At 40.1% G+C, this 22,557-nt stretch carries 21 protein-coding genes; 13 read left to right on the forward strand and 8 right to left on the reverse strand.

The window, feature by feature from the left end:
• Position 1: 1 nt before the first annotated feature.
• From BLW31_RS15800 to BLW31_RS15815, 4 genes are read left to right on the forward strand one after another with little or no spacing between them, the layout of a single operon-like run.
• Positions 2-616: a DUF4129 domain-containing protein gene (locus tag BLW31_RS15800; RefSeq protein ID WP_010539432.1), complete on the forward strand. Its 615-nt coding sequence runs from the start codon at positions 2-4 to the stop codon at positions 614-616.
• Positions 613-1,887, forward strand: coding sequence for a DUF4350 domain-containing protein (locus tag BLW31_RS15805; protein WP_010539431.1), 1,275 nt, complete (start codon positions 613-615; stop codon positions 1,885-1,887). Before BLW31_RS15800 ends, BLW31_RS15805 begins: the two co-directional genes overlap by 4 nt.
• Positions 1,888-1,898: 11 nt before the next feature.
• Entirely contained in the window at positions 1,899-2,873 is a 975-nt protein-coding gene (locus BLW31_RS15810) for an AAA family ATPase (RefSeq protein ID WP_010539430.1), read from the forward strand.
• A 45-nt stretch (positions 2,874-2,918) separates the two neighbouring features.
• Entirely contained in the window at positions 2,919-4,229 is a 1,311-nt protein-coding gene (locus BLW31_RS15815; RefSeq protein WP_010539429.1) for a DUF58 domain-containing protein, read from the forward strand.
• Positions 4,230-4,264: 35 nt separating this feature from the next.
• On the opposite strand, the gene BLW31_RS15820 is transcribed toward BLW31_RS15815, so the two are convergent.
• The 4 genes from BLW31_RS15820 to BLW31_RS15835 all read right to left on the reverse strand — a co-directional run bounded on the left by BLW31_RS15820 (position 4,265) and on the right by BLW31_RS15835 (position 6,256).
• The gene (locus tag BLW31_RS15820; protein ID WP_010539428.1) at positions 4,265-4,501 is read right to left on the reverse strand and encodes an immunity 17 family protein; all 237 of its coding nucleotides are present in this window, start codon (positions 4,499-4,501) and stop codon (positions 4,265-4,267) included.
• On the reverse strand, positions 4,498-4,911 hold the full coding sequence (gene tsaE, locus BLW31_RS15825; RefSeq protein ID WP_010539427.1) for a tRNA (adenosine(37)-N6)-threonylcarbamoyltransferase complex ATPase subunit type 1 TsaE: 414 nt from the start codon (positions 4,909-4,911) through the stop codon (positions 4,498-4,500). Before tsaE ends, BLW31_RS15820 begins: the two co-directional genes overlap by 4 nt.
• Positions 4,912-4,925: 14 nt before the next feature.
• Positions 4,926-5,735 (reverse strand): metal ABC transporter permease, encoded by an 810-nt coding sequence (locus tag BLW31_RS15830; protein WP_010539426.1) that lies wholly within the window; start codon positions 5,733-5,735, stop codon positions 4,926-4,928.
• 86 nt (positions 5,736-5,821) lie between these two features.
• On the reverse strand, positions 5,822-6,256 hold the full coding sequence (locus tag BLW31_RS15835) for a YidH family protein (protein WP_010539425.1): 435 nt from the start codon (positions 6,254-6,256) through the stop codon (positions 5,822-5,824).
• 111 nt (positions 6,257-6,367) lie between these two features.
• Between BLW31_RS15835 and BLW31_RS24485 the strand changes: the two genes are divergently transcribed.
• From BLW31_RS24485 to BLW31_RS15850, 3 genes are all read left to right on the forward strand, one after another.
• The gene (locus BLW31_RS24485) at positions 6,368-7,471 is read left to right on the forward strand and encodes a leucine-rich repeat domain-containing protein (protein ID WP_177176622.1); all 1,104 of its coding nucleotides are present in this window, start codon (positions 6,368-6,370) and stop codon (positions 7,469-7,471) included.
• A 71-nt stretch (positions 7,472-7,542) separates the two neighbouring features.
• Positions 7,543-8,688 carry a leucine-rich repeat domain-containing protein gene (locus BLW31_RS15845; RefSeq protein ID WP_010539423.1) on the forward strand — a complete coding sequence of 382 codons (1,146 nt, stop codon included), beginning with the start codon at positions 7,543-7,545 and terminating at the stop codon, positions 8,686-8,688.
• Between the two features lie 39 nt (positions 8,689-8,727).
• Positions 8,728-9,729 carry a M28 family metallopeptidase gene (locus tag BLW31_RS15850; protein WP_010539422.1) on the forward strand — a complete coding sequence of 334 codons (1,002 nt, stop codon included), beginning with the start codon at positions 8,728-8,730 and terminating at the stop codon, positions 9,727-9,729.
• A 202-nt stretch (positions 9,730-9,931) separates the two neighbouring features.
• Here the strand turns inward: BLW31_RS15850 and BLW31_RS15855 are convergent, their stop codons facing one another.
• A complete protein-coding gene (locus tag BLW31_RS15855) occupies positions 9,932-10,360 on the reverse strand; it encodes a hypothetical protein (RefSeq protein WP_010539421.1) in 429 nt (142 codons plus the stop codon).
• A 1,657-nt stretch (positions 10,361-12,017) separates the two neighbouring features.
• Between BLW31_RS15855 and BLW31_RS15860 the strand changes: the two genes are divergently transcribed.
• The 5 genes from BLW31_RS15860 (at position 12,018) to BLW31_RS15880 (ending at position 18,516) form a co-directional block, all read left to right on the forward strand.
• Entirely contained in the window at positions 12,018-13,817 is a 1,800-nt protein-coding gene (locus BLW31_RS15860) for a transglutaminase domain-containing protein (protein WP_010539420.1), read from the forward strand.
• A 30-nt stretch (positions 13,818-13,847) separates the two neighbouring features.
• Entirely contained in the window at positions 13,848-14,903 is a 1,056-nt protein-coding gene (locus BLW31_RS15865) for a hypothetical protein (protein ID WP_010539419.1), read from the forward strand.
• A gap of 7 nt (positions 14,904-14,910) precedes the next feature.
• The gene (locus BLW31_RS24875; RefSeq protein ID WP_010539418.1) at positions 14,911-16,395 is read left to right on the forward strand and encodes a hypothetical protein; all 1,485 of its coding nucleotides are present in this window, start codon (positions 14,911-14,913) and stop codon (positions 16,393-16,395) included.
• Positions 16,396-16,399: 4 nt separating this feature from the next.
• Entirely contained in the window at positions 16,400-16,843 is a 444-nt protein-coding gene (locus BLW31_RS15875) for a hypothetical protein (RefSeq protein WP_010539417.1), read from the forward strand.
• 293 nt (positions 16,844-17,136) lie between these two features.
• Positions 17,137-18,516, forward strand: coding sequence for an O-antigen ligase family protein (locus BLW31_RS15880; RefSeq protein ID WP_168166740.1), 1,380 nt, complete (start codon positions 17,137-17,139; stop codon positions 18,514-18,516).
• Positions 18,517-18,580: 64 nt separating this feature from the next.
• Here the strand turns inward: BLW31_RS15880 and BLW31_RS15885 are convergent, their stop codons facing one another.
• From BLW31_RS15885 to aroA, 3 genes are all read right to left on the reverse strand, one after another.
• Entirely contained in the window at positions 18,581-19,297 is a 717-nt protein-coding gene (locus BLW31_RS15885) for an SDR family NAD(P)-dependent oxidoreductase (RefSeq protein ID WP_010539415.1), read from the reverse strand.
• A 73-nt stretch (positions 19,298-19,370) separates the two neighbouring features.
• Complete coding sequence (locus BLW31_RS15890; RefSeq protein ID WP_010539414.1) at positions 19,371-19,940, reverse strand: Crp/Fnr family transcriptional regulator; 570 nt, start codon at positions 19,938-19,940, stop codon at positions 19,371-19,373.
• Positions 19,941-19,953: 13 nt separating this feature from the next.
• Entirely contained in the window at positions 19,954-21,183 is a 1,230-nt protein-coding gene (gene aroA / locus BLW31_RS15895) for a 3-phosphoshikimate 1-carboxyvinyltransferase (RefSeq protein WP_029425712.1), read from the reverse strand.
• 199 nt (positions 21,184-21,382) lie between these two features.
• Between aroA and BLW31_RS15900 the strand changes: the two genes are divergently transcribed.
• Positions 21,383-22,438 (forward strand): winged helix DNA-binding domain-containing protein, encoded by a 1,056-nt coding sequence (locus BLW31_RS15900; RefSeq protein ID WP_010539412.1) that lies wholly within the window; start codon positions 21,383-21,385, stop codon positions 22,436-22,438.
• The last annotated feature ends 119 nt before the right edge of the window (positions 22,439-22,557 follow it).

The following is a 22,557-nucleotide window of genomic DNA, read 5'->3' on the forward strand; positions in this document are numbered from 1 at the left end:
GATGCTGACATCCCCGGCTGATACATTGGTTTGCGACACCGTGCAGATTGCCAAATGGCAATCCAACCCGGCGTATGACTACAATCGTGAACTGATTACGCCTGAAATTAATGTCTTTGAATGGTTTCGCAGGCAGTTTGGGGAATTGTTACAAAAGATATTCGGCAGCCGTTTTGCCGAAGAATATTCCGGACTTATATTGATCTGTCTGGCCATTGTTATTTTGGTGCTTATTATATGGTTTCTTTATAAGAAGCGTCCGGAGTTATTCATGCGTTCGCCTAAAAATAAGCTCCCTTATGAGATAGAGGAAGATACGATTTACGGTGTCGATTTTCCGGGAGGGATTGCCGATGCGCTGTCCCGTTCCGATTATCGGGAGGCAGTGCGGTTACTTTATTTGCAGACGTTGAAGCGGCTTAGTGATGAGAAACGCATTGACTGGCAGCCCTACAAAACACCGACACAATATATCAATGAAGTACGGATACCCGTATTCCGCCAGTTGACCAATCATTTCCTGCGGGTACGTTACGGTAATTTTGAGGCTACGAGGGAACTTTTTGACTCTATGAAGTCTTTGCAGGAAGAAATAGGGAAAGGGGGGAACTCATGAAGGGGAGCCGTTGGTTTATCATCTTTATAGGTGCTTTTCTGCTAGTGATGTTTGCCATAGAATATCACTTGCCGAAGAAGTTTGTATGGACACCTACCTTTAGCCACTATGATGAGCAGCCTTTCGGATGTGCTGTGTTCGATAGCCTGCTGACTGTTTCCTTGCCTTCGGGATACACGCTGTCCCGAAAGACCTTTTATCAGTTGGAGCAGGAAGATACAGCCCATCATAAAGGAATACTTCTGATAGCCAGTAACCTGCCTTTCAGTAAGGTCGATATTGATGCTCTGCTCAAAATGGCAGACCGGGGGAATAAGATCATGCTGGTAAGCAGCTCTTTTACTAAGCTTCTGGAAGACACCTTGAAGTTTGATTGCACTTATTCTTATTTCAGATCGGTCGATTTGAAGAAATATGCCGCTTCGTTGTTAAAGCGGGACAGTATATATTGGATCGGTGATCCGAAAGTCTATCCGCAACAGATATTCCGTTTTTATCCGCAGTTCTGCAAATCCTATTTTCGTCAATATGACTCGTTGCCGGTACGGAAATTGGCCGAGATTGATTTGGCAAAAGATATGGGGAATGCATTGGATGAACTGGACTCTACGACAGTTTCCCGCAATTATCATCCGTTGGTAGCTATGGTTCGTCCGTGGGGGAAGGGAGAAGTCGTTTTGGTTTCCACTCCTTTGCTTTTTACCAACTACGGAGTGCTGGACGAGAAAAATGCGACTTATATATTCCGTATATTATCGCAGATAGGAGAGTTGCCTGTCGTCCGTACCGAAGGATATATGACAGAAACTGCTCAGACGCAGCGATCTCCTTTGCGTTATTTTCTGTCGCAAAGACCGCTTCGCTGGGCGATATACCTGTCGATGTTTGCCATATTACTCTTTATGGTGTTTACGGCGCGAAGACGGCAGCGGGCCATACCCGTAGTGCATGAACCGGAAAACAAATCCCTTGAATTCACCAAGCTGATAGGTACGCTTTATTACCAAAAGCATGACCATGCGAATCTGGTTCATAAGAAGTTTACCTATTTTGCAGAAGTGTTGAGGAGAGAGATTCAGGTCGATGTGGAAGAAGTGGCGGATGATGAGCGCTCTTTCCATCGGATTGCTCAGAAGACAGGGATGAGTGTAGAAGAAATCAGTAAGTTTATCCGCGAAATCAGACCGGTGATTTATGGAGGACGGGTCCTTTCCGGTGAGGAAATGAAGGGATTTATTGACAAAATGAATGAAATAATCAATCATATTTAAAGAAGATATTTATGGAAGAGAATACAGAACAGCGAGTAGATTTAACTCTCTTTTCCGGGAAGATACAGGAATTGAAAGATCAGATTGCTTCCGTTATTGTGGGTCAGGAACAGACGGTGGATTTGGTACTGACGGCAATCCTTGCCAATGGTCATGTGCTGATAGAAGGAGTGCCGGGAGTGGCAAAGACATTGCTTGCCCGCCTGACAGCCCGCCTGATTGATGCGGATTTCAGCCGTATCCAGTTCACACCGGACTTGATGCCGAGTGACGTATTGGGTACCACTGTGTTCAATATGAAAACCAATGAGTTTGACTTTCATCAGGGACCGATCTTTGCTGATATCGTACTGGTGGACGAGATCAACCGTGCTCCTGCCAAAACACAGGCAGCCCTGTTCGAGGTGATGGAAGAGCGTCAGATCAGCATTGACGGTATTACTCATAAGATGGGAGAGCTTTATACCATTCTTGCTACACAGAATCCGGTGGAACAGGAGGGAACCTATAAACTTCCCGAAGCGCAGCTCGACCGCTTTTTGATGAAAATAACGATGGATTATCCTTCGCTGGAGGAGGAAGTAAATATTCTGGAACGTCACCATACGAACGCTTCATTAATTAAGCTGGACGATATCAAGCCTGCCATCACCAAAGAAGAGCTCTTGTCACTGCGTGCTTTGATGAATCAGGTATTTGTAGACCGTACATTACTCCAGTATATAGCATTGATTGTGCAGCAGACGCGTACCAGCAAAGCCGTATATCTTGGTGCTTCTCCGCGTGCTTCTGTGGCGATGCTGCAATCTTCCAAAGCGTATGCCCTTTTGCAGGGACGCGACTTTGTGACACCGGAAGATATTAAGTTTGTTGCTCCGTATGTACTTCAGCATCGTCTCATTCTGACGGCAGAAGCGGAAATGGAAGGATATTCTCCGGTAAAAGTAACCCAACGTTTGATCGATAAAGTAGAGGTTCCCAAATAATAACCGGATCTCTATAATTCGTAACTTAAAACTCAGAACCTGAAATTGTACTTAACCCGTCGTTTCTATATTGCCCTTATTCTGGTTATCCTGTTGTTGGGTAGCGGATATCTGTTTGCTCCGTTTTTTAGATTCGGGCAGTGGGCGCTCTTAGCCTTGTTTCTATTTGTGTTGGCAGATGGATATGCTCTCTATCAGACCAAAGGGATTCAGGCATCCCGTCGATGTGCTGACCGTTTCTCCAATGGGGATGATAATGAAGTGAGTATCCGTGTCGAAAGTACTTATCCGCGTCCGATCTCGTTGGAGATCATAGATGAAATACCTTTTATCTTCCAGAATCGGGATATCAGCTTCCGGACGACTCTCCAGCCGGACGAAGGGAAAACGATCCGTTATCATCTTCGCCCGACCCGTCGCGGCGTTTACTCTTTCGGACAAATCCGCGTATTTGTAACCGGTAAGATCGGTTTGCTTTCTCGTCGGTACACGTGTGGGAAGCCACAGGATATCAAAGTATACCCTTCCTACCTGATGCTTCACCGGTATGAATTGCTGGCAATGAGTGATAATCTGACCGAACTGGGTATCAAGCGTATCCGCCGGGTAGGCCATCAAACGGAATTTGAGCAGATTAAGGAATATGTAAAAGGAGATGATTATCGGACTATTAACTGGAAAGCGAGTGCCCGCCGGCACGAGTTGATGGTGAATGTTTATCAGGACGAACGTTCTCAACAGATTTACAGTGTGATAGATAAAGGCAGAGTGATGCAGCAGGCTTTTCGGGGAATGACTTTGCTTGATTATGCTATCAATGCTTCACTGGTACTTTCGTATGTAGCGATGCGGAAAGAGGATAAAGCAGGGTTAGTGACCTTTGACGAGCATTTTGATACTTTTGTTCCGGCTTCCAAACAGCCCGTCCACATGCAGACGCTGCTTGAAAAGCTGTACAGCCAACAGACTACTTTCGGTGAAACGGATTTCTCGGCTCTTTGCGTGCATTTGAACAAACATGTCAATAAGCGTAGCCTTTTGGTTCTATATACCAACTTTGCCAGCATCAGCAGCATGAACCGCCAGTTAGCTTATTTGCAGCAGCTTAATCGTCAGCATCGTTTACTGGTTGTTTTCTTTGAGGATGCCGACTTGAAGGCGTATATAGAAAGTCCGGCCCGAGATACAGAAGATTATTACCGGCATGTGATTGCAGAAAAGTTTGCTTTTGAGAAGCGACTGATCGTTTCTACATTAAAGCAGAACGGCATTTATTCGCTGTTGACAACTCCCGAAAATCTGTCGATTGATGTAATCAATAAATATCTGGAGATGAAATCGCGGCAATTGTTGTAGCAGAGTTTCGTCTCAAATTACTGGTGATTTCTTGTTTAAAAAGGGGATTGTCCCATTGCCTTTCGGGTTTCTACAAAGAAGAATACAGCCATCCCTATGATAATGACTCCCAATATGCCGTAGAAAAGCCGTGCTCTGCCACGTCCTACATTCCTGACAATTGTTTGGGCGTTGCGTGTGGTGAAGAACCAGTTCCAGTTCAATAATGAGGCTAGCAGGGAGGTGATTCCCGCTAGCGCAAAAATAGCTTGTACGATGTATTGTCCGGTCATAGTCTGATCACTCTGCTTCCGTCTTCCAGTTCTTCAATCGTAACCTTTATAGCATCCCCCGGCAGCAATTCTTCCACCAGTTCCGGCCATTCGATGAAGCAGAGGGCACCGCTGTAGAAATAATCTTCGTATCCCATGTCATACACTTCGCTTAACTTTTTGATGCGGTAAAAGTCGAAATGATAGATCAATTCTCCGGTTTCGTCCGAACGATATTCATTGACGATAGCGAAAGTAGGAGAACTGATGACGTCTGATACACCCAGTTCCTCGCAAAGAGCTTTGACGAATGTTGTTTTGCCTGCTCCCATTTTGCCGTATAAAGCGAAAACAGTGTTATCACCCATAGCAGCGATAAATTCGCGGGCTGCTTCGTGGATACTTTCCAATGATTGAATCTTGATTTCCATATACTATTCTATTATTATGACTGTTTCTTGCAACAACTCTTTCCGATCTTGCAAACGGCATAAATCAGGATGGAGAAGAATATAATCGAGGCTCCCGAAGGAACTTTCCAATGATAAGAGATAAACAGACCGCCCAGACATCCCAGAAAACCGATACCTATGGACAGCCAGATGATTTTTTTGAAACTGTACGTGAAGAGGTTTGCCGTCATTTGCGGAATGGTGAGCAGTGAAATGGCCAGAACGATGCCGACCATGCGCAGACAAGCAACGATGGTCAGGGCGATAAACATCATCAGCACATATTCGAATACCTCTACCGGAATCTTTTGAGAACGGGCAAACTCACGGTCGAATGCGATAGATACGATTGGACGGATAAACAGATAAAAGAATCCGGTCAGTATGAATGCCAGTATGCCGAGCATCCACAGGTCCGCCTGATTGATGGTCAGGATATTACCGAAAAGATAGGCTGATAAGTCCGGAGCAAATCCCGGTGACAGGAAGCTGAACATGATTCCTAAAGCCATTCCTAATGTCCAGAACACCGCGATCGCGGAATCTTCGCGCATATCTTTCCGCCGGCTCAGCCACTCCACGCCGAATGCGGATAATACGGAGAAGACGGCGGCTGACAATATGGGAGAAATTCCCGCGAACAGTCCCAGCCCTATTCCTCCGAAAGATGCGTGAGTAATTCCTCCACTGATAAATACCAGGCGGCGGGTGACAATGTAAGTACCGATAATCCCGCAGGCGATGCTTGCCAGTAAGCTGCCTAGCAGAGCATGTTGGAAGAATGTATATTGTAGTAAATCCACTTCTTTAGTTATTGATTACAAGTTATATGATAAATAACAAATTCCACGCGGCTACTATCGACCGATGACAGATGATGTGCAGGCGGTCAGGCCTCTTTGTGTCCTGCGGTTCTTCTTTCTCCGATGATCAGAAAAACTTCATCTTTGAGGTCATCCGGCAGTTCAATGCCGCGAAGCTGTAAACTGCGTACCCAGCCTGCTACATCGATATCCTGCATAGTATATAACACATCCCTGAATTGGTTTGTTTCTTCTTCCGTATAAGCATCCGCCTCTTTTCCGATGAACAGATCCAGTTCTTCGTCATCGTAGTACTCTATTTTTTTGCTGACAGCAGCCAGCAGGCTGTCCTTTTCGCACACTTCGTGTTGTCCGCAGCATTCTGCATCTACTTCTTTCACTTCCGGCATGTGATCCAGTTCGCCTCTTTCTATTTTCTTTTTCAGTCTGTTGTTGCGGATATAGCCGGCTATCAATGCAATGATACCTAGCAACACTAGACCTATAATAAGTATCCACATAGTCTGTACTGATTCAAATTTCTGCAAAGTTACTTATTAATTTGCATTCTATCATGGATGGTATCTATTTCTTTTCTTACTTTTGTGCGTTACTAACTTAAATATACATAGATGGTGAAGCATAGAAAGTGGATGATTTGCATATTTATAATATGTTTGATTGATGGACTTTCTTCTTGTGCGGAAGATAGAAGTGTGATTGGGGATGATTTTGAGATACCAAAGTTGACAGACGAAAATACGATTGAATTTACTGTAGATGTTCTCGGTGAGTGGACGCAACTGGAAGTATTTGGCGGTGGCGGCAGAATGGCTATCGAGTGGGGAGACGGAAGACTGCAGAAGATCGAAGATCCCGAAGCGGGACTGATTACATATAAATATGGCAACAGAAGAAGTTACCGGGTGAGAATATGGGCGGAAGAGCTGGATTATTGTAATCTGGGAAGTTTGCTGCTTCCCGTAAAAGACCTTCGTATAGGGAACTTGCCTAAAATGAGAGATTTGGCTCTTACCAGTTTTGCCAATACCCGGGAAATTTACCTGAGTCGTTCCTGTCCCAATGTGGAGAATGTGAACATAGGCAATTGTGCTGATCTGGAGTATGTCGATATAAGTCAGTGTGATAGCCTGAAGTCGGTATTGATTGGCGGAAACCCGAAACTGACATCACTCGATGTGACTGATAAATGTAAACTTAAAAATCTGAATTGCTCCGGCAATCAATTGAGTTCTCTTTCGCTTAAAGACTTACCCCAGTTGAACAGTCTCGATTGTAGCTACAATCCGGAATTGAGCAGGTTGGAATTTGATGAGAAAATGGAGATTAGCACCTTGTTTATAGGTCATTGCAACTTTCAGAATCTGGATTTCCTGGACAGGCTGCCTTTGTTGCTGGAGTTTGTCTGCCGGAACAATCAATTGAAAGAGCTGGAATTGCCGGAATCTCTTTGGATAAAGTATCTGGATTGCAGCAATAATCAGCTGACTCGTTTGTCTATTTCGGAAAACTGGTTATTAACGAGGGTCGATTGTCATTCCAACCGGCTGGACAAAGAAGCATTGAATCAATTATTTGAAATGCTGGGTACGGCCAGTGATTATCCTCATTCTAAATCATATCTTTCTTACTATGATAATCCGGGCGAGTATACTTGTAATCAGGAGATGCCCGTAAGAAATGGGTGGACTATAGAAGAAAAGGGTGCTCAATAAAATATCTGTTTAGAGATAGATTCTGCGTTTTTTTTCTATTTTTGTATCATGACTCTAAATGATACATCACGATGAAACAAAGTAAGTTATTGTTGGGCTTAATAGGAATATGTCTTCTGTTTGGATTCAGTTCTTGTGAGGGAGAAGATAAGAGTGTATTCGGTGATGATTTTGAAATCCCTGAATTGACGGATGCGAATACTATTCAGTTTACGGTCGATGTTACTGGTGAATGGAAAGCGCTACAAATAATTGTTGGCGGTGGAAGGATGGCTGTCGAGTGGGGAGATGGTCGATTGCAAAAAGTAGAAAATACAGATGCCAACCCTGTGATACACTATAAATACGGTAATAGTAAGACATACCGGGTGAGAATATGGGCAGAAGAACTGGAGTTTTGTAGTGTCGGAAATGAAGCAACTCCTTTTAGTGATCTTCGTTTGGGGTATTTACCAAAGATGAAAACTCTGAATCTTAATAGCTTCTTGGATACTCCGGAATTGGACTTAAGTACTTCTTGTCCGAATGTGGAAACCATTAATATTGGAAATTGGGCAGATTTGGAACGTATAGATTTGAGCCAGTGTGTGAAAATTCAAACAATAGATGTTTATTCCAATCCTGAATTAACATTACTAAAATTGGGACAACTTCCCGCATTGAGATCATTGAAGTGTATTTTTAATGATGCGTTGGTTTCTCTTTCCTTCAAGGGGCTAACTAACTTGAGTGATGTACAATGTGGTTCTAATCCGCAGTTGTCAATCATTGAAACAGGTGAAAAGATAAATGTGAGAAGTCTGTCAATAGGTGATTGTGCTTTCCGGTCCTTAGAATTTATAAATAGCTTTCCTTTATTACAAGAGTTGAGTTGTAGCTCAAATAATTTAACCTCTCTGGATTTATCAGAACTTCCACTCTTACGATCTGTTGATTGCAGTGATAATAAAAAATTGGTTCACTTGCAAATACCGGAGCAAAATTCGGTTAATCCAATATTGCAGAATTTGGATTGTAGTTTTTGTTATTTGGATGAGAAAGAACTGAATGCGATTTTTTGTGTATTACCTGTTGCTCCGAATCCCTATCCTGAATATCCAAGTGGCTATGGCATTACTTTCAATGGTAACCCGGGATCGGAAAATTGTGATCGGAAGCTTGTTGAAGATAAAGGATGGAATATTTTCGTCAATCCGGAAGATTTGATCAATAGATAATTGTGAATTGTTTTTTGCCTATTTAAAATCATGTATATTATGAAAAAGCAGGTTTTACTTTTTTCTTTGTTATGTGGCGTAACATCATTCGTGTGTGCCCAACTTCCTGTAGAAAAAGGCTTGAACACTATCAGCCGTTCTTCCGCCGAAGCGACTATCGGCTTTTTGGCAAGTGACGAATTACAGGGACGTGAAGCCGGATTCCACGGCTCCTATGTCTCCTCCGAGTATATAGCATCTTTATTGCGATGGATGGGAATACAACCTCTGAATGAAAGTTATTTCCAGCCTTTTGATGCTTATCGCAAAGAACGTCAGAAGAAAGGGCGTTTAGAAGTGCATCCGGACTCTATTGCGAAATTGAAACAGGAAGTTCATCAAAAACTGTCCATGAGAAATGTACTGGGAATGATTCCCGGTAAAAATACGAAGGAGTATGTGATCGTCGGCGCCCACTTTGATCATTTGGGAATAGACCCTGCGCTTGACGGAGATCAGATTTATAACGGAGCGGATGACAATGCTTCCGGCGTATCAGCGGTACTGCAGATTGCAAGAGCTTTTGTTGCCAGTGGACAACAACCGGAGCGGAATGTAATCTTTGCCTTTTGGGATGGAGAAGAAAAAGGCTTGCTTGGTTCTAAGTACTTTGTGCAGACCTGTCCTTTTGTCTCGCAAATCAAAGGATACCTGAACTTTGATATGATAGGTCGTAACAATAAACCGGAACAACCGAAACATGTTGTCTATTTCTATACAGCTGCTCATCCCGCTTTTGGCGACTGGCTGAAAGAGGATATTAAGAAATATAGTTTACAGTTAGAACCGGACTATCGCGCCTGGGATAATCCGGTAGGAGGGAGTGATAATGGAACTTTTGCCAAAGCAGGCATTCCTATTATCTGGTATCATACGGACGGACATCCCGATTATCACCAACCATCCGATCATGCCGACCGATTGAACTGGGATAAGATAGTGGAAATCACTAAGGCTTCTTTTCTTAATATGTGGAAGATGGCAAATGAGGTGTCATGGTAGAGCTTTTTTATTTAATAGGCTGTCGCATGCACTAATATATGTTGCGTTTTTATTCACATACTCTTCCATGTCTTTGGGTTTCAAATGAAAAAAAACAGGGGCAATTGGAGCTGTTTTATTCTCAGTTGAGATGATCATAACTTTTGATCTCTGTTGATTTTATTTGGCTTTAAGTCTGTTTTCTTACGTTGATTTATTGTTTCTACTTGCTGATCAATGACCATAGCTTCTCCAGCCACCCTTTTTCTACTTTGGAGAGTATCTCGGTCGTTTTTTTGATTGTCTCCTGACTCAACTTGTATTGTTCGATTATTGCAGCCTGTTGTTTTTTCAATAGTTCGATTGTTTTTGTCTTATGCTGAAGGTCTTGTTTTTGCAATTCGATGACTTCTAGATAAAGTTTACAGATTTCAGCCTGATTGTTACAGAGTTGTTCCAGTGTATAAATGTAATCTTCCGTGCGAAAAGTCTCGTGCCAGCGCAAGAATTTCTGAAGGCTCTCTTCGTCAATGATAAGAGTTGTCTCTGTAAAAGATGCAGTGATTGCTTTCGTTTCTGCCCACAAACAGAGGTCTTCTTCCTTGACTTCGTATTTGTGTATGGCTCTGTCTATGCTAATCCATTTCGGCATAGTGTTTCTTTGTTTATGTGTTTAATAAAAAAGAGTAAATAACTCTTGGCAAGTGTGGTGCAACAAGCATCCCTGCATTTTGCTTTCCGGTCGGAGGGCTGTGGGGTATGGGGATGATGCGGGGAACCGACCGGATACAAAATAGGCATGGATGCTGTTGTACCATTATCCGGTTTCGAGGTCTTAGCAAACCCTTTAGAAAGATAATGATAACAACAGACATCCACGCCAATCGTTTATATATAACACATCTTTAACTGATATGTTGATATACAGCTATCCACGTGGAGTATCTGTTGTATCATCTCTCTTCTAAATGAAATTGCTAAGTTTCGAAACCGAGAGACAATACGTTACTTACTCCGATATGAGTAATAAAACCACTTTCTGTCTTTTTACATCTCGCTGATGTGCAGAAAGTGTATGACAAAGATATATGTTTTTTTCGGAATAGTATGGAAAAACGGAAATAAATAAAAGAAGTTTGGCACTTAATCTGTTTCTCGTCTGATCATTGCATTGATAACTCAAAACTCCTCCATAGTAATTGGACAGCTGTTTTGCTCTCATGCTCTCACTATTCGTCTGTATCCTTTTATTCATCGCTGTTACAGCGATGAGAGATCCAATGGTAGCAGAGTGAGAGCAACTGCTTGCTCTCACTCTGCATGCGTTCGTTAATACATAATTATCTTAATGTTATGGTTTGATTTTCAATATGTTAATGTCTGATGTCTCAACTATTAATGATTGACGTATTAGTTATTAATAATTGAGAAATCAGGTATTAATGGTTGATGTCTCATACATTATTGGCTTGTCATAACCTGACTTAGGTTGACTCTTTAGTGTCTTATCCCTGTTTTTGGTTGACAGATTTTATACTAAACTCTATATTTGGTTGACTCTCTTTTGTCTTAAGCCTAAAAGCGGTTGACCTTTTTGTTTTTTACTTGAAATGATAAAATTATTGGTTCTTTTTGAAAGAACAGGTGGATTGAAACTACTGTTACGACCGGGTAAACCGGAATCATGTGGTTTATTAAATTTAGACGATCGGTGTTTCAAGAAGTTTCAAACGCTTGAAACACTTTGTTCCAAGGTTTGAAACACTTTGTTTCATTACTTGGAACACTTTGTTTCAAGGCATGAAACACTTTGTTCCAATGGTTGGAACTGGTCTTGGAACTACAGCTTGATAATGTTTCGTCCGATGATGATTGAAACTAGTTGTACTTGGAAGTGACGGCAATAACTGCCATTACCTTGCTGTCACGATGCTATGTGTTGATTATAAATCTGTTATCTCGATATAGTGATGGGTGACGGTAATATTTGAATAATACCGATATCGTATTAATAGCTTATATCAACGCAAATATAGGTTGTATCATTTGTTAGATTGATTGTGTGAAATGATTAATTATTAGAAATACGACTTATGGATGGGTATTTGCTGAAATTATTTATGTTGAAATTCGAATACTAGTAGTTTTTATGTTTGTTATGAGAATAGAAAAGTATATGCAATATATTGTTTGGCATGTTGTAAAATATATATTGTTTTGTTGATTTTTTGATTTAGTATTTGTATATTGCACAAAGTTTATAAAATAATAGCCTACACTCAAAAAAGACTACTAACCTTAAATTTAATATGCAAACAAAACTATTATTATTTATAATTGTAATGTGTAGTTGCGCTTCTAATAAATATGAGCGAAAAGCATGGGAAACATTAGAGAACTCAGATGCCAATAAGGTTGAGTTAACTAATTTTCTTAAATACTATAAGGCTGCCGGTGATAATGAAAAATATGAGGCAGCATGTTATTTAGTAAGTAATATGCTTGGTAAACATACTACTGATCAGGATCTTATTTATGATATAAAAGTTATAAAGGCGGATTCTCTCGTTTGGTCATTAGAGAGATCCTTTGCATTGCGAGAAGAAAGTAAATTCCTGAAGGATTATAGTTTCGATCAATTTATAGAGTATATTCTCCCATATAGAATCGCTGATGAGCCTTTAGAGTTTTATTGGAAAGAAGACTGTAGGAAAAGATATATACCAAATAGTGATACTGATATTATAGCGGCTGCCAAATCTATAAATGAGCAAGTTAAGTTAGAACTTTCTCCAGATAACTATGGTGATCTTCCTAAATCGTATTCTTTTCTAACTTATAATGGATATGGTAAGTGTAATGATCGTTCCACTTTGTTAGTTATGGCTTTAAGAGCGAATGGAATTCCAGCGGCCTATGAGTTTGTACCATATTGGGGAAGTAGCAATAATGGACATTCTTTTGTGTCAGTAATTTTGCCTGATGGAAAGATTTATCCATTACAAAATACTAATAAAATAACTAATGACAGTTATATTTCACGGAAAACGCCTAAAATATACCGTCGAATGTATAAATTGCAGTTACGCGAAGAAGCCATTGTTGATCTTCCGGAATTATTTAAATACAATGATATAGCTGATGTGACAGAATTGCATGGGATCGGTTCTCGTGATGTACAGATTTCCCGAAATTTGACTGATAAGACAAGTGTTTATTATTTGTCTGTTTTCTCACCTGCTGGCTGGATACCACTAGCAGCTTCTTCATCAACCAACTTCTCTTATGTAGGAACTGGTACAAATACTATGCAGGATAAGACTAAAGAGGCTCTTGATTTAGGAGATGGCATAGTCTATTTACCTATACAATGGACAAATGATGATATAATACCTGTAGGTGCTCCACTCATTGTGTCAGATCATAGTGTGGTGGCGATAAGCACAGATAGTTCACAGAGTGAGAGGGTTGTATTAAAACGAAAATATCCATTAAATCTGCGAATAGTAGATTTTGCTAAGTTGATGGTTATGGGTATTTTTGAAGGAGCGAATAAAGCGGATTTTTCTGATGCTGAAAATCTGTATACAATAACTGATATTCCTAAAAGTAAAATGCAAGTTATAGAAATTTCAACGGAAAAGAGTTTTCGATATGTGCGTTATATAAGACCAAAAGGTACATTTAGTATTGCAGAGTTTAGTTTATATCATTCAAATGGGGAGCCTCTACCTTTTCTTCCTATTGCATGTGAGGCTATACGTGAAGATCCTACTATGGTGAATGTATTTGATCGGAATCCTCTTACATATTATCAGGTTGCTGGAGGCGTAGATATGTGGGTTGGTGCTGATTTGGGCAAGCCTGTGAAAATAAGTAAGATTGGATTTGCACCACGTAATGATGATAATGCTGTAGTTTCAACAGATACTTATGAATTATTCTACTGGCAAGACGGATGGATAAGTCTGGGAAAGAAACAACCTGATGGTGATAGTGTCGTGTATGATAATGTTCCTATAAAGGCTTTATTATGGCTTCGTGATTTGACAAAGGGCCGTGAAGAACGTCCTTTTACTTATGAGAATGGCAAACAAATATGGTGGTAGTGGTATTTTAATTATTAAAAATTTCATTTTATGAGAAGAACTCTTTTATCTTTATCCTTACTTTTAATAGGAAGTATAGGCTATTCCCAAGTTGATATTCCGGACGTTGACATAAGTAAACGTAAGGAATATGTGATGAAAAACTATAATGTTGACAGCAAAAAGGCTGACAGATATGAGGATATACTACATTCTTTACAACAAGAGAAGGAGCAACTGAGAAATACAAAAATCAGTTCTATCCAGTTTAAGGCTGATCAAAGAAAGCTTTATAAAAAGTATGGGACTTTTATTAATCAAGCATTTTATGATGGGAAAGATAGAAGGTGGAGCTTTTGTACACAAGAATTAGAACATTATCATGTGTTTAGTGAAAGCAAGTTTATTCCTTATGAGCAAATGCGTGCCTTATTTGATACAGAGAAGGTGTGGCTGAATAAGCGTGAACGGATGTCTAAGGAATCAACAGATGAATCAAAAAAATATGAGAACAATGAAGCTTTGCTTACTGAACTTAATAAAAACATAAAGCAAATACTAGGAGAAGAAAATGGTAGCTGGTATATTGCTTATAAAAGAACGGTTAATAGAGCATTGGGTAACATGGATAAGTATGGAGCGTCGTATAATGAAGCTTTCGCAATAGCACAGATTGAAGAAACTTATAAACAGAAGCGAGTGGATATACTTAATAGCAGTAAAAAACATGCTGATAAGGAGGTCGAAATGATGAAAAATGATAAGGAAATGTCGAAGCAAATAGCTGTTGCGGTTCCCTTGGTTTTTGAAAAATGGAAGAAGGTGAATAATGCAATGTTGGACTATACATTGATATCCAAGTATGGATTAAGCCAAGAAAAACTGGCAGATTTTAAGAAAGCATATAGTAAATATGCAATAGAGGAATACAAAATTTTGAATCAGAAGAAACTATCTGATGCTGATAAATATATTGAATTATCCAAATTGAGTGAAGAATTCTGTAAAACGGTTACTTCTTTGTTTAGTGCTGCTAATTATACAAAATGGAGTGGTTGGTGGAAGTATAATTTTGAGAGAAAAATGAAGAGAAAAGGACTAAAATAATAAATATATGAGAAGGTTAACTTACATTTATGCAATTTTATTCATAATGGCGATTGTTTTTGTTGTAGTAAACTGTACTGATGAAGATTTAGTAAAGAATGGACAAGAAAATATGGAGGAGTTCAGTATACAAGAAGCTAAAGATTATTTTCAAGTGCAGATGGCCGAGAATTTAATATTGAGTCGTTCTTTAAGCTCTGAAGATAATAAAACTGTTTCTCCTGGTGATTTTATCCCTGACTGGGATATAGCCGTCGGTGCTTCGATGAATGAACTTGCGAGTTATAGCATTCCTATCACTCCAACGTGCCGATTTAAGGCAATTTATGTAGACATATATAATGGTATACCTTCAGTTGGAAAAGTCAATGTATATCAGAAATTAGTAATAGTGAAGGACACTAAAAGTAAGAAGCTGTCTCAATACATCCTTACATTAATACCATCGAAAACGCATGATAGTAAATATGGAAAAAAAATATGTGACAATTTTGTAAATTGTGCTGGCAAGGGTGGCTTTACAGGTGTTGCAATATATTCTAGTGTTTATTCTCAGGTTACTGTACGAATAAATATCTATAAAAATGGCACGAAGATGAAGGGTGTGTTTTTATTAGACAATTCTGTAAAAGATATATCTTCGGAAAAAATAGAACTGGCTCGAAGTCTTGTTTCGATGGTAGCTATACAAAAAATGAATACGGTGTCAACACGTGGAGAGGATGCAGGATGGGATATTGATTATGGGTGGCTTGATGAAGTTGTTATTATCCCAGACCCTGATTGGGACGCAGGAAATGATCAATGGCTAGAAGATACACGTCCTGGAGAAGTAGTGGATCCAGACCCTGAGCCGGATCAAGGACAACCAGAAGAAGACTTGGTTGATAATGGACAGGAGAATAACCCAGACGAAAATATACTTCCTTTGACAGAACTGGAGAAGCAGATGGTAAACAGAGTTTTGTTAGAGTTAGAAAAGTTGAAAAATGTCAATGTTCAGAATTATCAGATTCAAAAAATAACTTTCTGTCATGTTCCTGCTAAAACAATGAATGGAATTCTATTACTATGTGAAATGTTTTTTCAATCAGCTCAGTTACAGGATATTGATAGGATGGCTATAATTTGGCATGAAATACATCATATTGATAAGAAACACTATTCAACTTCGCTGGAGTCACATCAAGTCATAGGTGATCCTATCATTTTAAATGTACCTCCTGAGATTGAGCAAATAATAAGAGACAGAATGGCGCAAGAATTTGAGGGTACTAATATGACTCCGGCGACCATAGAGGCGTGGTATCAACAGTCTATTACTGTTACCCATTTTAATTCTCCTGAATATTATGAGAATGAAATTGAGACGCATAGAAATGAACGAGAGAACTTTCCAAATGTTTCTGAGTTCTATGAGAATGAAAGAACCTATTTGGAATGGTATTATGAAGAAATGCTGAGAATAGCCAATGAACAATTAAAAAAATAAGTTTATGAATATGATTAAGTATGTGGTATTTAGTTTGCTGTTGCTAGGGATTCCTGTAATAGGCCAAGGGCAAGATGTGAAAATAAGCATGATGCATATAAAGCAGAATAATCTTTTGATTCTTAATTTAACTAATAATACAGATAAAGAAGTAGTAATAATGAATCAAAGTAGTTTAAATGAATTAAGCGGAAGTCGTATTACAATTATACAAAATATTGATGGAAAGCGATTTGAAATATTGTTCCCTTTATTTGATACGGAAGAGGGCAAAAGAGTACCAGTTAAAACTTTAAAGCCCAAAGGGAAATTATCGGTTTCATATTACTTTAATAAAATGAATTTAAGTAACGTGAAAAGAGCCGAAGTGCAAGTAGTGGTATTTTTCAAGGATGAAAATACGGGTAGAATGATAGCCAAAAATTATTATAGTGAACTAAATTTATAGTAGGGAATCAATTCTCCCTTCTGTATAATCATATAGAAGGGAGAATAAATTAAGTTTTTTATAATTCTATTAGAATGAATAATAGTGTATCTAGGACAATGTGCATACCTGTAAGAGTACATGATTTATTTCTGATATTATTTTGTCTTTTATTCATTATTAATAGGAATATTCCTATTGATATTTCATCATTGTGGAGGTTCTCATTATTGTGTATTGTGTATGTAATATCACGCATAATTCCTATAAGATATTATAAGTTCCTATTTTTCATCCTCTGTTTTTGGGGCGTTGTGGAAGTTGCTTTCTCTATGTTGCAAAAAGCGTTATGGTTAACGAGCAATCATTTTGATTTTACAGTAACTGGAACATTTGGTAATCCAGGACCTTTGGGATGTTTGCTAGCTGTGTCTTGTCTTATTCCTCTATATTACATTGGTAAATATCTGCAAGATAAAAAATATAATTTGGTTCTGCTGTTTCTCATTATAGCTTGTTTTATCTTGTTTGGAATATTTCAAACAGGATCACGTGCGGCATTAGTGTCTATATTTACCGGTGCTCTGTTTTTATTCTACCCGTATCTCATAAAGGATGGGCGTTCTGTACTAGGTTCTATTCTGGTAAAGATTCTTATTCTGTTAACTATATTTGTTTTAGTTGCAGCTGTCTATTTTCTTAGGAAGGATTCTGCAGATGGTCGTTTCTTGATATGGTACAATACAGCTTGCATGATTAAAGATTATCCGTTTTTGGGTTTTGGATCAGGAGGATGGTTGGCTAATTATATGCATTATCAGGCTGATTTTTTTATTAATAATCAGGATTCGACATATGCGATGTTAGCGGATAATACTTTTTACCCATATAATGAATTTCTGTACATGATGGCTGAACAGGGATTAGTAGGTATGTTGCTTGTATTGTCAATTATTTATGTTTTAGTTAACAATAAAGAGGTTAGTCCTATTGATCGTGTTTTGAAGTCTTTGTTAGTAGCTTCTCTTTTCTTTTCGTTCTTCTCCTATCCTGCAAGTATATTTTCATTATGTATCGTTTTTACTTCTATAATAGGAATGCTGAAAAGCCCCATAGTCAAATGTATTATACTGTCATCCTTTAGAGTGTATGTGTTAGCTAGTCTTTTTGTTGTTTTGGTAGTCGGGATTTCTTCCTGGTCTTATTCTATCTATAATAAGGCTTATAAGAGAATTTTAGTATTGGCTAATAATGAACAGACTCTTGATCATTGCTCAGATTTAAATAAATTATTTCCATTGTTCTGCTATAATCCACAATTAATGTATCTTTATTCACAAGTATGCAAAGGTAAATGTTCTTTAGATCAAGAATTGTCATTATTACAAGCTGCGTCCAAAGTTGCACCAACAAGTGATCTTTATTATAAAATCGGAGATATATGGAGGAGTAAAGGAGACGTTTATGAAGCGGAAAAGTTTTATAAGTTATCAATTTCGATGATTCCACATCGCATCACTCCAAAATATCGACTTTTCTTGCTTTATATAGAGCAAAAAGATATGGATTCGGCAGTAAAGCTAGGTAATATTATATTAAGGCAGCCTGTAAAGAAGGAAGGGACTAAAATATTACGTATGAAAATAGAGGTTCAGGAGTACTTAGATAGAGCGTATCATAATGGTTTTATATAATTTTTATATATACTCCTCTGTTACCTTTTTCCGAAAGTAAACTCTTTGCAATATTCTTCTATATTTACATTCTGCAATAAAGAGCAGAAGGAATCAGTCTGAATAACCCTGCCACATATCTCCATCTTCTGGAGATGAAGGCTATCTTTTTCTTTTTTGATATCGCTCTTTTTATTTGTTTCACTGCTTTGTCGACAGGAGTAACCCAAAACAATCCTTCTCCTTTCGCCATTGCTGTATCTACAAACCCCGGGCGGATGTCTGTTGTGTAAATGGGGAAGGGCAGCTTTGCCGCTTTTTGCCGAAGTCCCTCCATGTAGTTGATTTGATATGCTTTAGAGGCATTATAAGCCGGGGCAACACCGCTGCCGCGTGTTCCGCCTACGGAGGAGATCGTAATCAGATGTCCGCCCTTTTGTTGTTCAAAATACCGGAATCCCCAATCGGCTATATTGGTAAATCCTACCACATTGGTCCGTAAAGTCGGTTCTTCGAGCTGATAGGAGAGTTGCGGATTCAGCTCCCCCGTTCCGGCACTGATAATCAGCATATCCATGTCTCCCATTTCTTGTACAAGCGTTTCCAGCGATGAAATGGTAGTTTCTGTGTGAGTGATGTCACATACCTGATAGAATAGTTTATCTTTATCTTGTGCGCAAATCTCTTTTAACAGATTCTCACGGCGGCCAGTGATGCCGATAAGGCAGTCTTCGCAGGCATATTGTTCTGCCAATCCGCGACCAATGCCGGAGGTTGCACCTACAATTATTATTTTCTTCATAAATCCAACAGACTATGTTTGCCTGCAAAGGTAGGAGAGGAGCATGAATAAAATCTTGATTGAAATCAAGAATTTACTTCTGAACTACTTTTCTCCGGATACGGCTCAACGTTTCCGGACGAATCAGGAGGTAGGAGGCAAGCTCCTTTAAAGTAATCAGTTTCAGTAAGTCGGGACAACGGTTGATAATATCAAGATAGCGTTCTTCCGGTGTCAGACTGTACATGGAAATCATCCGGTCATAGATTTCCCATAAAAGAGTTTCCGCTATTCGGCGTCCCAGTTTTTGGTGGTCGTTATTGATATCGTAGAAGTCAGCCAGTTGGGTATGGCTGATCACATATACCGAACAGTCACATAGTGCTTGAATATCTACATTAGATTTGTCCTGCAACTGAAAAGCCGGATAGTTTCCGACAAATGAATGGTCGAATGTATATCCGACAATGCTGCTTTCGCCTGAACTGTTGGTGCAGCAATAGCGGAAAGAACCGGAAACGACAAACCCCATTATCTTACAGATTTCTCCTTGCCGGACAAAGTATTCTCCTTTTTTATAAGAAATCTCTTTTCCCTGCTGTAATACGAAATCTACAATAGGGGAATAATTGATATGGGAAGTATATTTGTTGAAATCTTCCACAGCTTGGCGGCAGTTAGCCTTCGTTTATGACTTGAAATCCGGCCTGTTTCAGATCTTCCCAATAACCGGGATACGATTTGGAAACGACTTGCGGGTCGGCAATCAACAGGTTGGGGCAGGATATGACTGCCGGTGCGAATGCCATCGCCATCCGGTGGTCTTCGTAAGTTGCAATCACAGGAGTCTCTTCCGGTTCGCAACGTTCGCCGTTCCACATCAATACGCTGTCATTTTCTTCTTCGATGAGGTAGCCCAGCTTTTTAAGTTCGGTTCTCAAAGCGGCGATGCGGTCCGTTTCCTTTATTTTCAGACTTTGCAAACCCGTGAAGCGGAAAGGGATATTCAATAAGGCACAAGTGACAACGAACGTCTGTGCCAGGTCCGGGATATCAACGAAATCTTCTTCCAGTCGTTCCGGTGCCTTGCCTGTCTTTTTTATCTTCACTCCCTGAGGGGTAAATTCCGTAGTTACTCCCAGACGGGAGAAAACCTCTGCTCCCCGACTGTCTCCCTGGTAGCTGTTGTGGAATAGTCCCGGCAGTTCTATCTCTGCTTCGCGAGATAAAGCAGCGATCTGATACCAGTAGGAAGCAGCGCTCCAGTCACTTTCTACGGTGAAGGAAACACTCTGATACGGCTGCGGAGCTACGGAAATGCTGTTGGGCGAAGTCCATGCAGCCTTGGCTCCGAAGTCCTGCATTAATTGCAGTGTCAGATTGATATAAGGACGGGAAATGATTTCTCCGGTCAAGTGTAATGTCAGTCCGTCTTTCAGTACCGGGCCTATCATCAACAAGGCAGATATGTATTGGGAACTGACATTTCCCTTTAGCGAGATTGCATTTCCTTTCAGTTCTGCACCTTTGATGCGGAGAGGAGGATATCCTTCGTTGTGTACGTATTCTATTTCAGCTCCCAATTCGCGAAGGGCATTCACCAGAATCTGTATCGGGCGTTGCTGCATACGTGCGGTGCCTGTAATGGTCCGCTCTCCCGGAGTTGCACTCAGATAAGCAGTCAGAAAGCGCATGGCGGTGCCGGCTGCCATGATGTCAATCGTTTCTTTTCCTTCGGTCAGGGCTTTTATCATGACTTGGGTATCATCGCAATCGGACAGATTTTCCGGCGGATAAATACCTTTGCCCAGCGCATTGATGATGAGTGCACGGTTACTGATACTTTTAGAAGCCGGCAACTGGATCGTCGCCTTTACCATCGAAGGGGAAATAAGTTTATAGAGCATCATTCTAAGTATATTCTTTGTTATGAAGTACAAAAGTAGAGATTTATTCGGAGACTTCCAACTGCTTCCTGCTCTTATCAAGTGAGTTGAAGTAATATCGGTATCGGTGTTTCTGCTGATCGTTTGCTTATCAGTTAATCGTTTTATGATGATTTGTAGCAAAGAAACTTTATATTTGTAGCAAATAAAATAATCAACTATGAATATACCGAATATTCGTTTGCTGAACCAGCAGTTAGTAAATCCGCTTTTCCACGAACCAAAAGAGTTGGTGTCATGGATGGGAGCTATGCAGGCACAAAATTACCCCATGGTGAAGTGGGCAGTGGGAATGCGTTTGAAATCAGCTACGATTCAAGCGGTAGAGAAGGCTTTGCGCGAAGGGGAAATTCTGAGAACTCATGTGATGCGTCCCACGTGGCATCTGGTGGCGGCAGAGGATATCCGCTGGATGCTGAAACTTTCGGCACAACGTATTATTTCGGCCAATGATTCTTTTGCGAAAGGATACGATCTGGATATCCCTGATGAACTGTATGCAAAAGGTCATCAACTGTTGGAGAAGATTCTGTGTGGAAAGAAAAGTCTGACAAAGCAGGAAATCGCCGAACACTTTAACCGTTCGGGAATTTTGGCGGATAACCACCGTATGACCCGCTTTATGGCACGTGCGGAGCAAGAAGGCATTATTTGTAGTGGAGAAGATAAAGGAAGTAAATGTACGTATGCGCTTCTGGAAGAACGGGTGCCGCCGATGCCCGAGTTAACGAAAGACGAGTCTTTGGCACGTTTGGCACGGAGCTACTTCCGCAGTCACTCGCCTGCTGTTTTGCAGGACTTTGTCTGGTGGTCGGGGCTGCCGGTTTCGGATGCAAAGCAGGCTATTTATCTGATAGCATCGGAACTGACAACTGAGCAATGGAAGGAGCAGACATGGTATATTCATGACGCTTGCCGGACTCGCGGCAAACTGACGGATGATATACATCTTTTGCCTTCTTATGATGAATATTTGTTGGGATATAAGGACCGGACGGATGTTTTACCTCTTGAACATTACCCCAAAGCGTTTACCAACAATGGACTATTCTTTCCGATTATCCTTCATAAAGGGCAGGTTGTCGGGAACTGGAATAAATCGGCAAAGAAGAAAGGACTCGATTTGGAATATTCGTGTTTCAGGCAGGAAGCCGATATGGATGAAGCAATGTTGCATCAGGCAAAGCAGAAGTTTGCTCAATTTCTTGGGAAATAGCTTTATTCTTCATAAGAAAAGATACTGTCCGGGAAAATAAAAGAAGGTAATCTCTATTCTTTCATTTTCTCGGACAGTATCTTTGGGAATGTGACAGAAAAGGTATTCCGCTATGTTAT

It is taken from the genome of Bacteroides faecis MAJ27, from assembly GCF_900106755.1.
GTDB lineage: Bacteria > Bacteroidota > Bacteroidia > Bacteroidales > Bacteroidaceae > Bacteroides > Bacteroides faecis.

Coding starts and splice junctions, on each gene's coding strand:
- BLW31_RS15800 (WP_010539432.1), top strand. CDS start 2: ATGCTGACATCCCCGGCTGATACATTGGTTTGCGACACCGTGCAGATT.
- BLW31_RS15805 (WP_010539431.1), top strand. CDS start 613: ATGAAGGGGAGCCGTTGGTTTATCATCTTTATAGGTGCTTTTCTGCTA.
- BLW31_RS15810 (WP_010539430.1), top strand. CDS start 1,899: ATGGAAGAGAATACAGAACAGCGAGTAGATTTAACTCTCTTTTCCGGG.
- BLW31_RS15820 (WP_010539428.1), bottom strand. CDS start 4,501: ATGACCGGACAATACATCGTACAAGCTATTTTTGCGCTAGCGGGAATC.
- tsaE (WP_010539427.1), bottom strand. CDS start 4,911: ATGGAAATCAAGATTCAATCATTGGAAAGTATCCACGAAGCAGCCCGC.
- BLW31_RS15835 (WP_010539425.1), bottom strand. CDS start 6,256: ATGTGGATACTTATTATAGGTCTAGTGTTGCTAGGTATCATTGCATTG.
- BLW31_RS24485 (WP_177176622.1), top strand. CDS start 6,368: ATGGTGAAGCATAGAAAGTGGATGATTTGCATATTTATAATATGTTTG.
- BLW31_RS15845 (WP_010539423.1), top strand. CDS start 7,543: ATGAAACAAAGTAAGTTATTGTTGGGCTTAATAGGAATATGTCTTCTG.
- BLW31_RS15850 (WP_010539422.1), top strand. CDS start 8,728: ATGAAAAAGCAGGTTTTACTTTTTTCTTTGTTATGTGGCGTAACATCA.
- BLW31_RS15855 (WP_010539421.1), bottom strand. CDS start 10,360: ATGCCGAAATGGATTAGCATAGACAGAGCCATACACAAATACGAAGTC.
- BLW31_RS15860 (WP_010539420.1), top strand. CDS start 12,018: ATGCAAACAAAACTATTATTATTTATAATTGTAATGTGTAGTTGCGCT.
- BLW31_RS15865 (WP_010539419.1), top strand. CDS start 13,848: ATGAGAAGAACTCTTTTATCTTTATCCTTACTTTTAATAGGAAGTATA.
- BLW31_RS24875 (WP_010539418.1), top strand. CDS start 14,911: ATGAGAAGGTTAACTTACATTTATGCAATTTTATTCATAATGGCGATT.
- BLW31_RS15875 (WP_010539417.1), top strand. CDS start 16,400: ATGAATATGATTAAGTATGTGGTATTTAGTTTGCTGTTGCTAGGGATT.
- BLW31_RS15885 (WP_010539415.1), bottom strand. CDS start 19,297: ATGAAGAAAATAATAATTGTAGGTGCAACCTCCGGCATTGGTCGCGGA.
- aroA (WP_029425712.1), bottom strand. CDS start 21,183: ATGCTCTATAAACTTATTTCCCCTTCGATGGTAAAGGCGACGATCCAG.
- BLW31_RS15900 (WP_010539412.1), top strand. CDS start 21,383: ATGAATATACCGAATATTCGTTTGCTGAACCAGCAGTTAGTAAATCCG.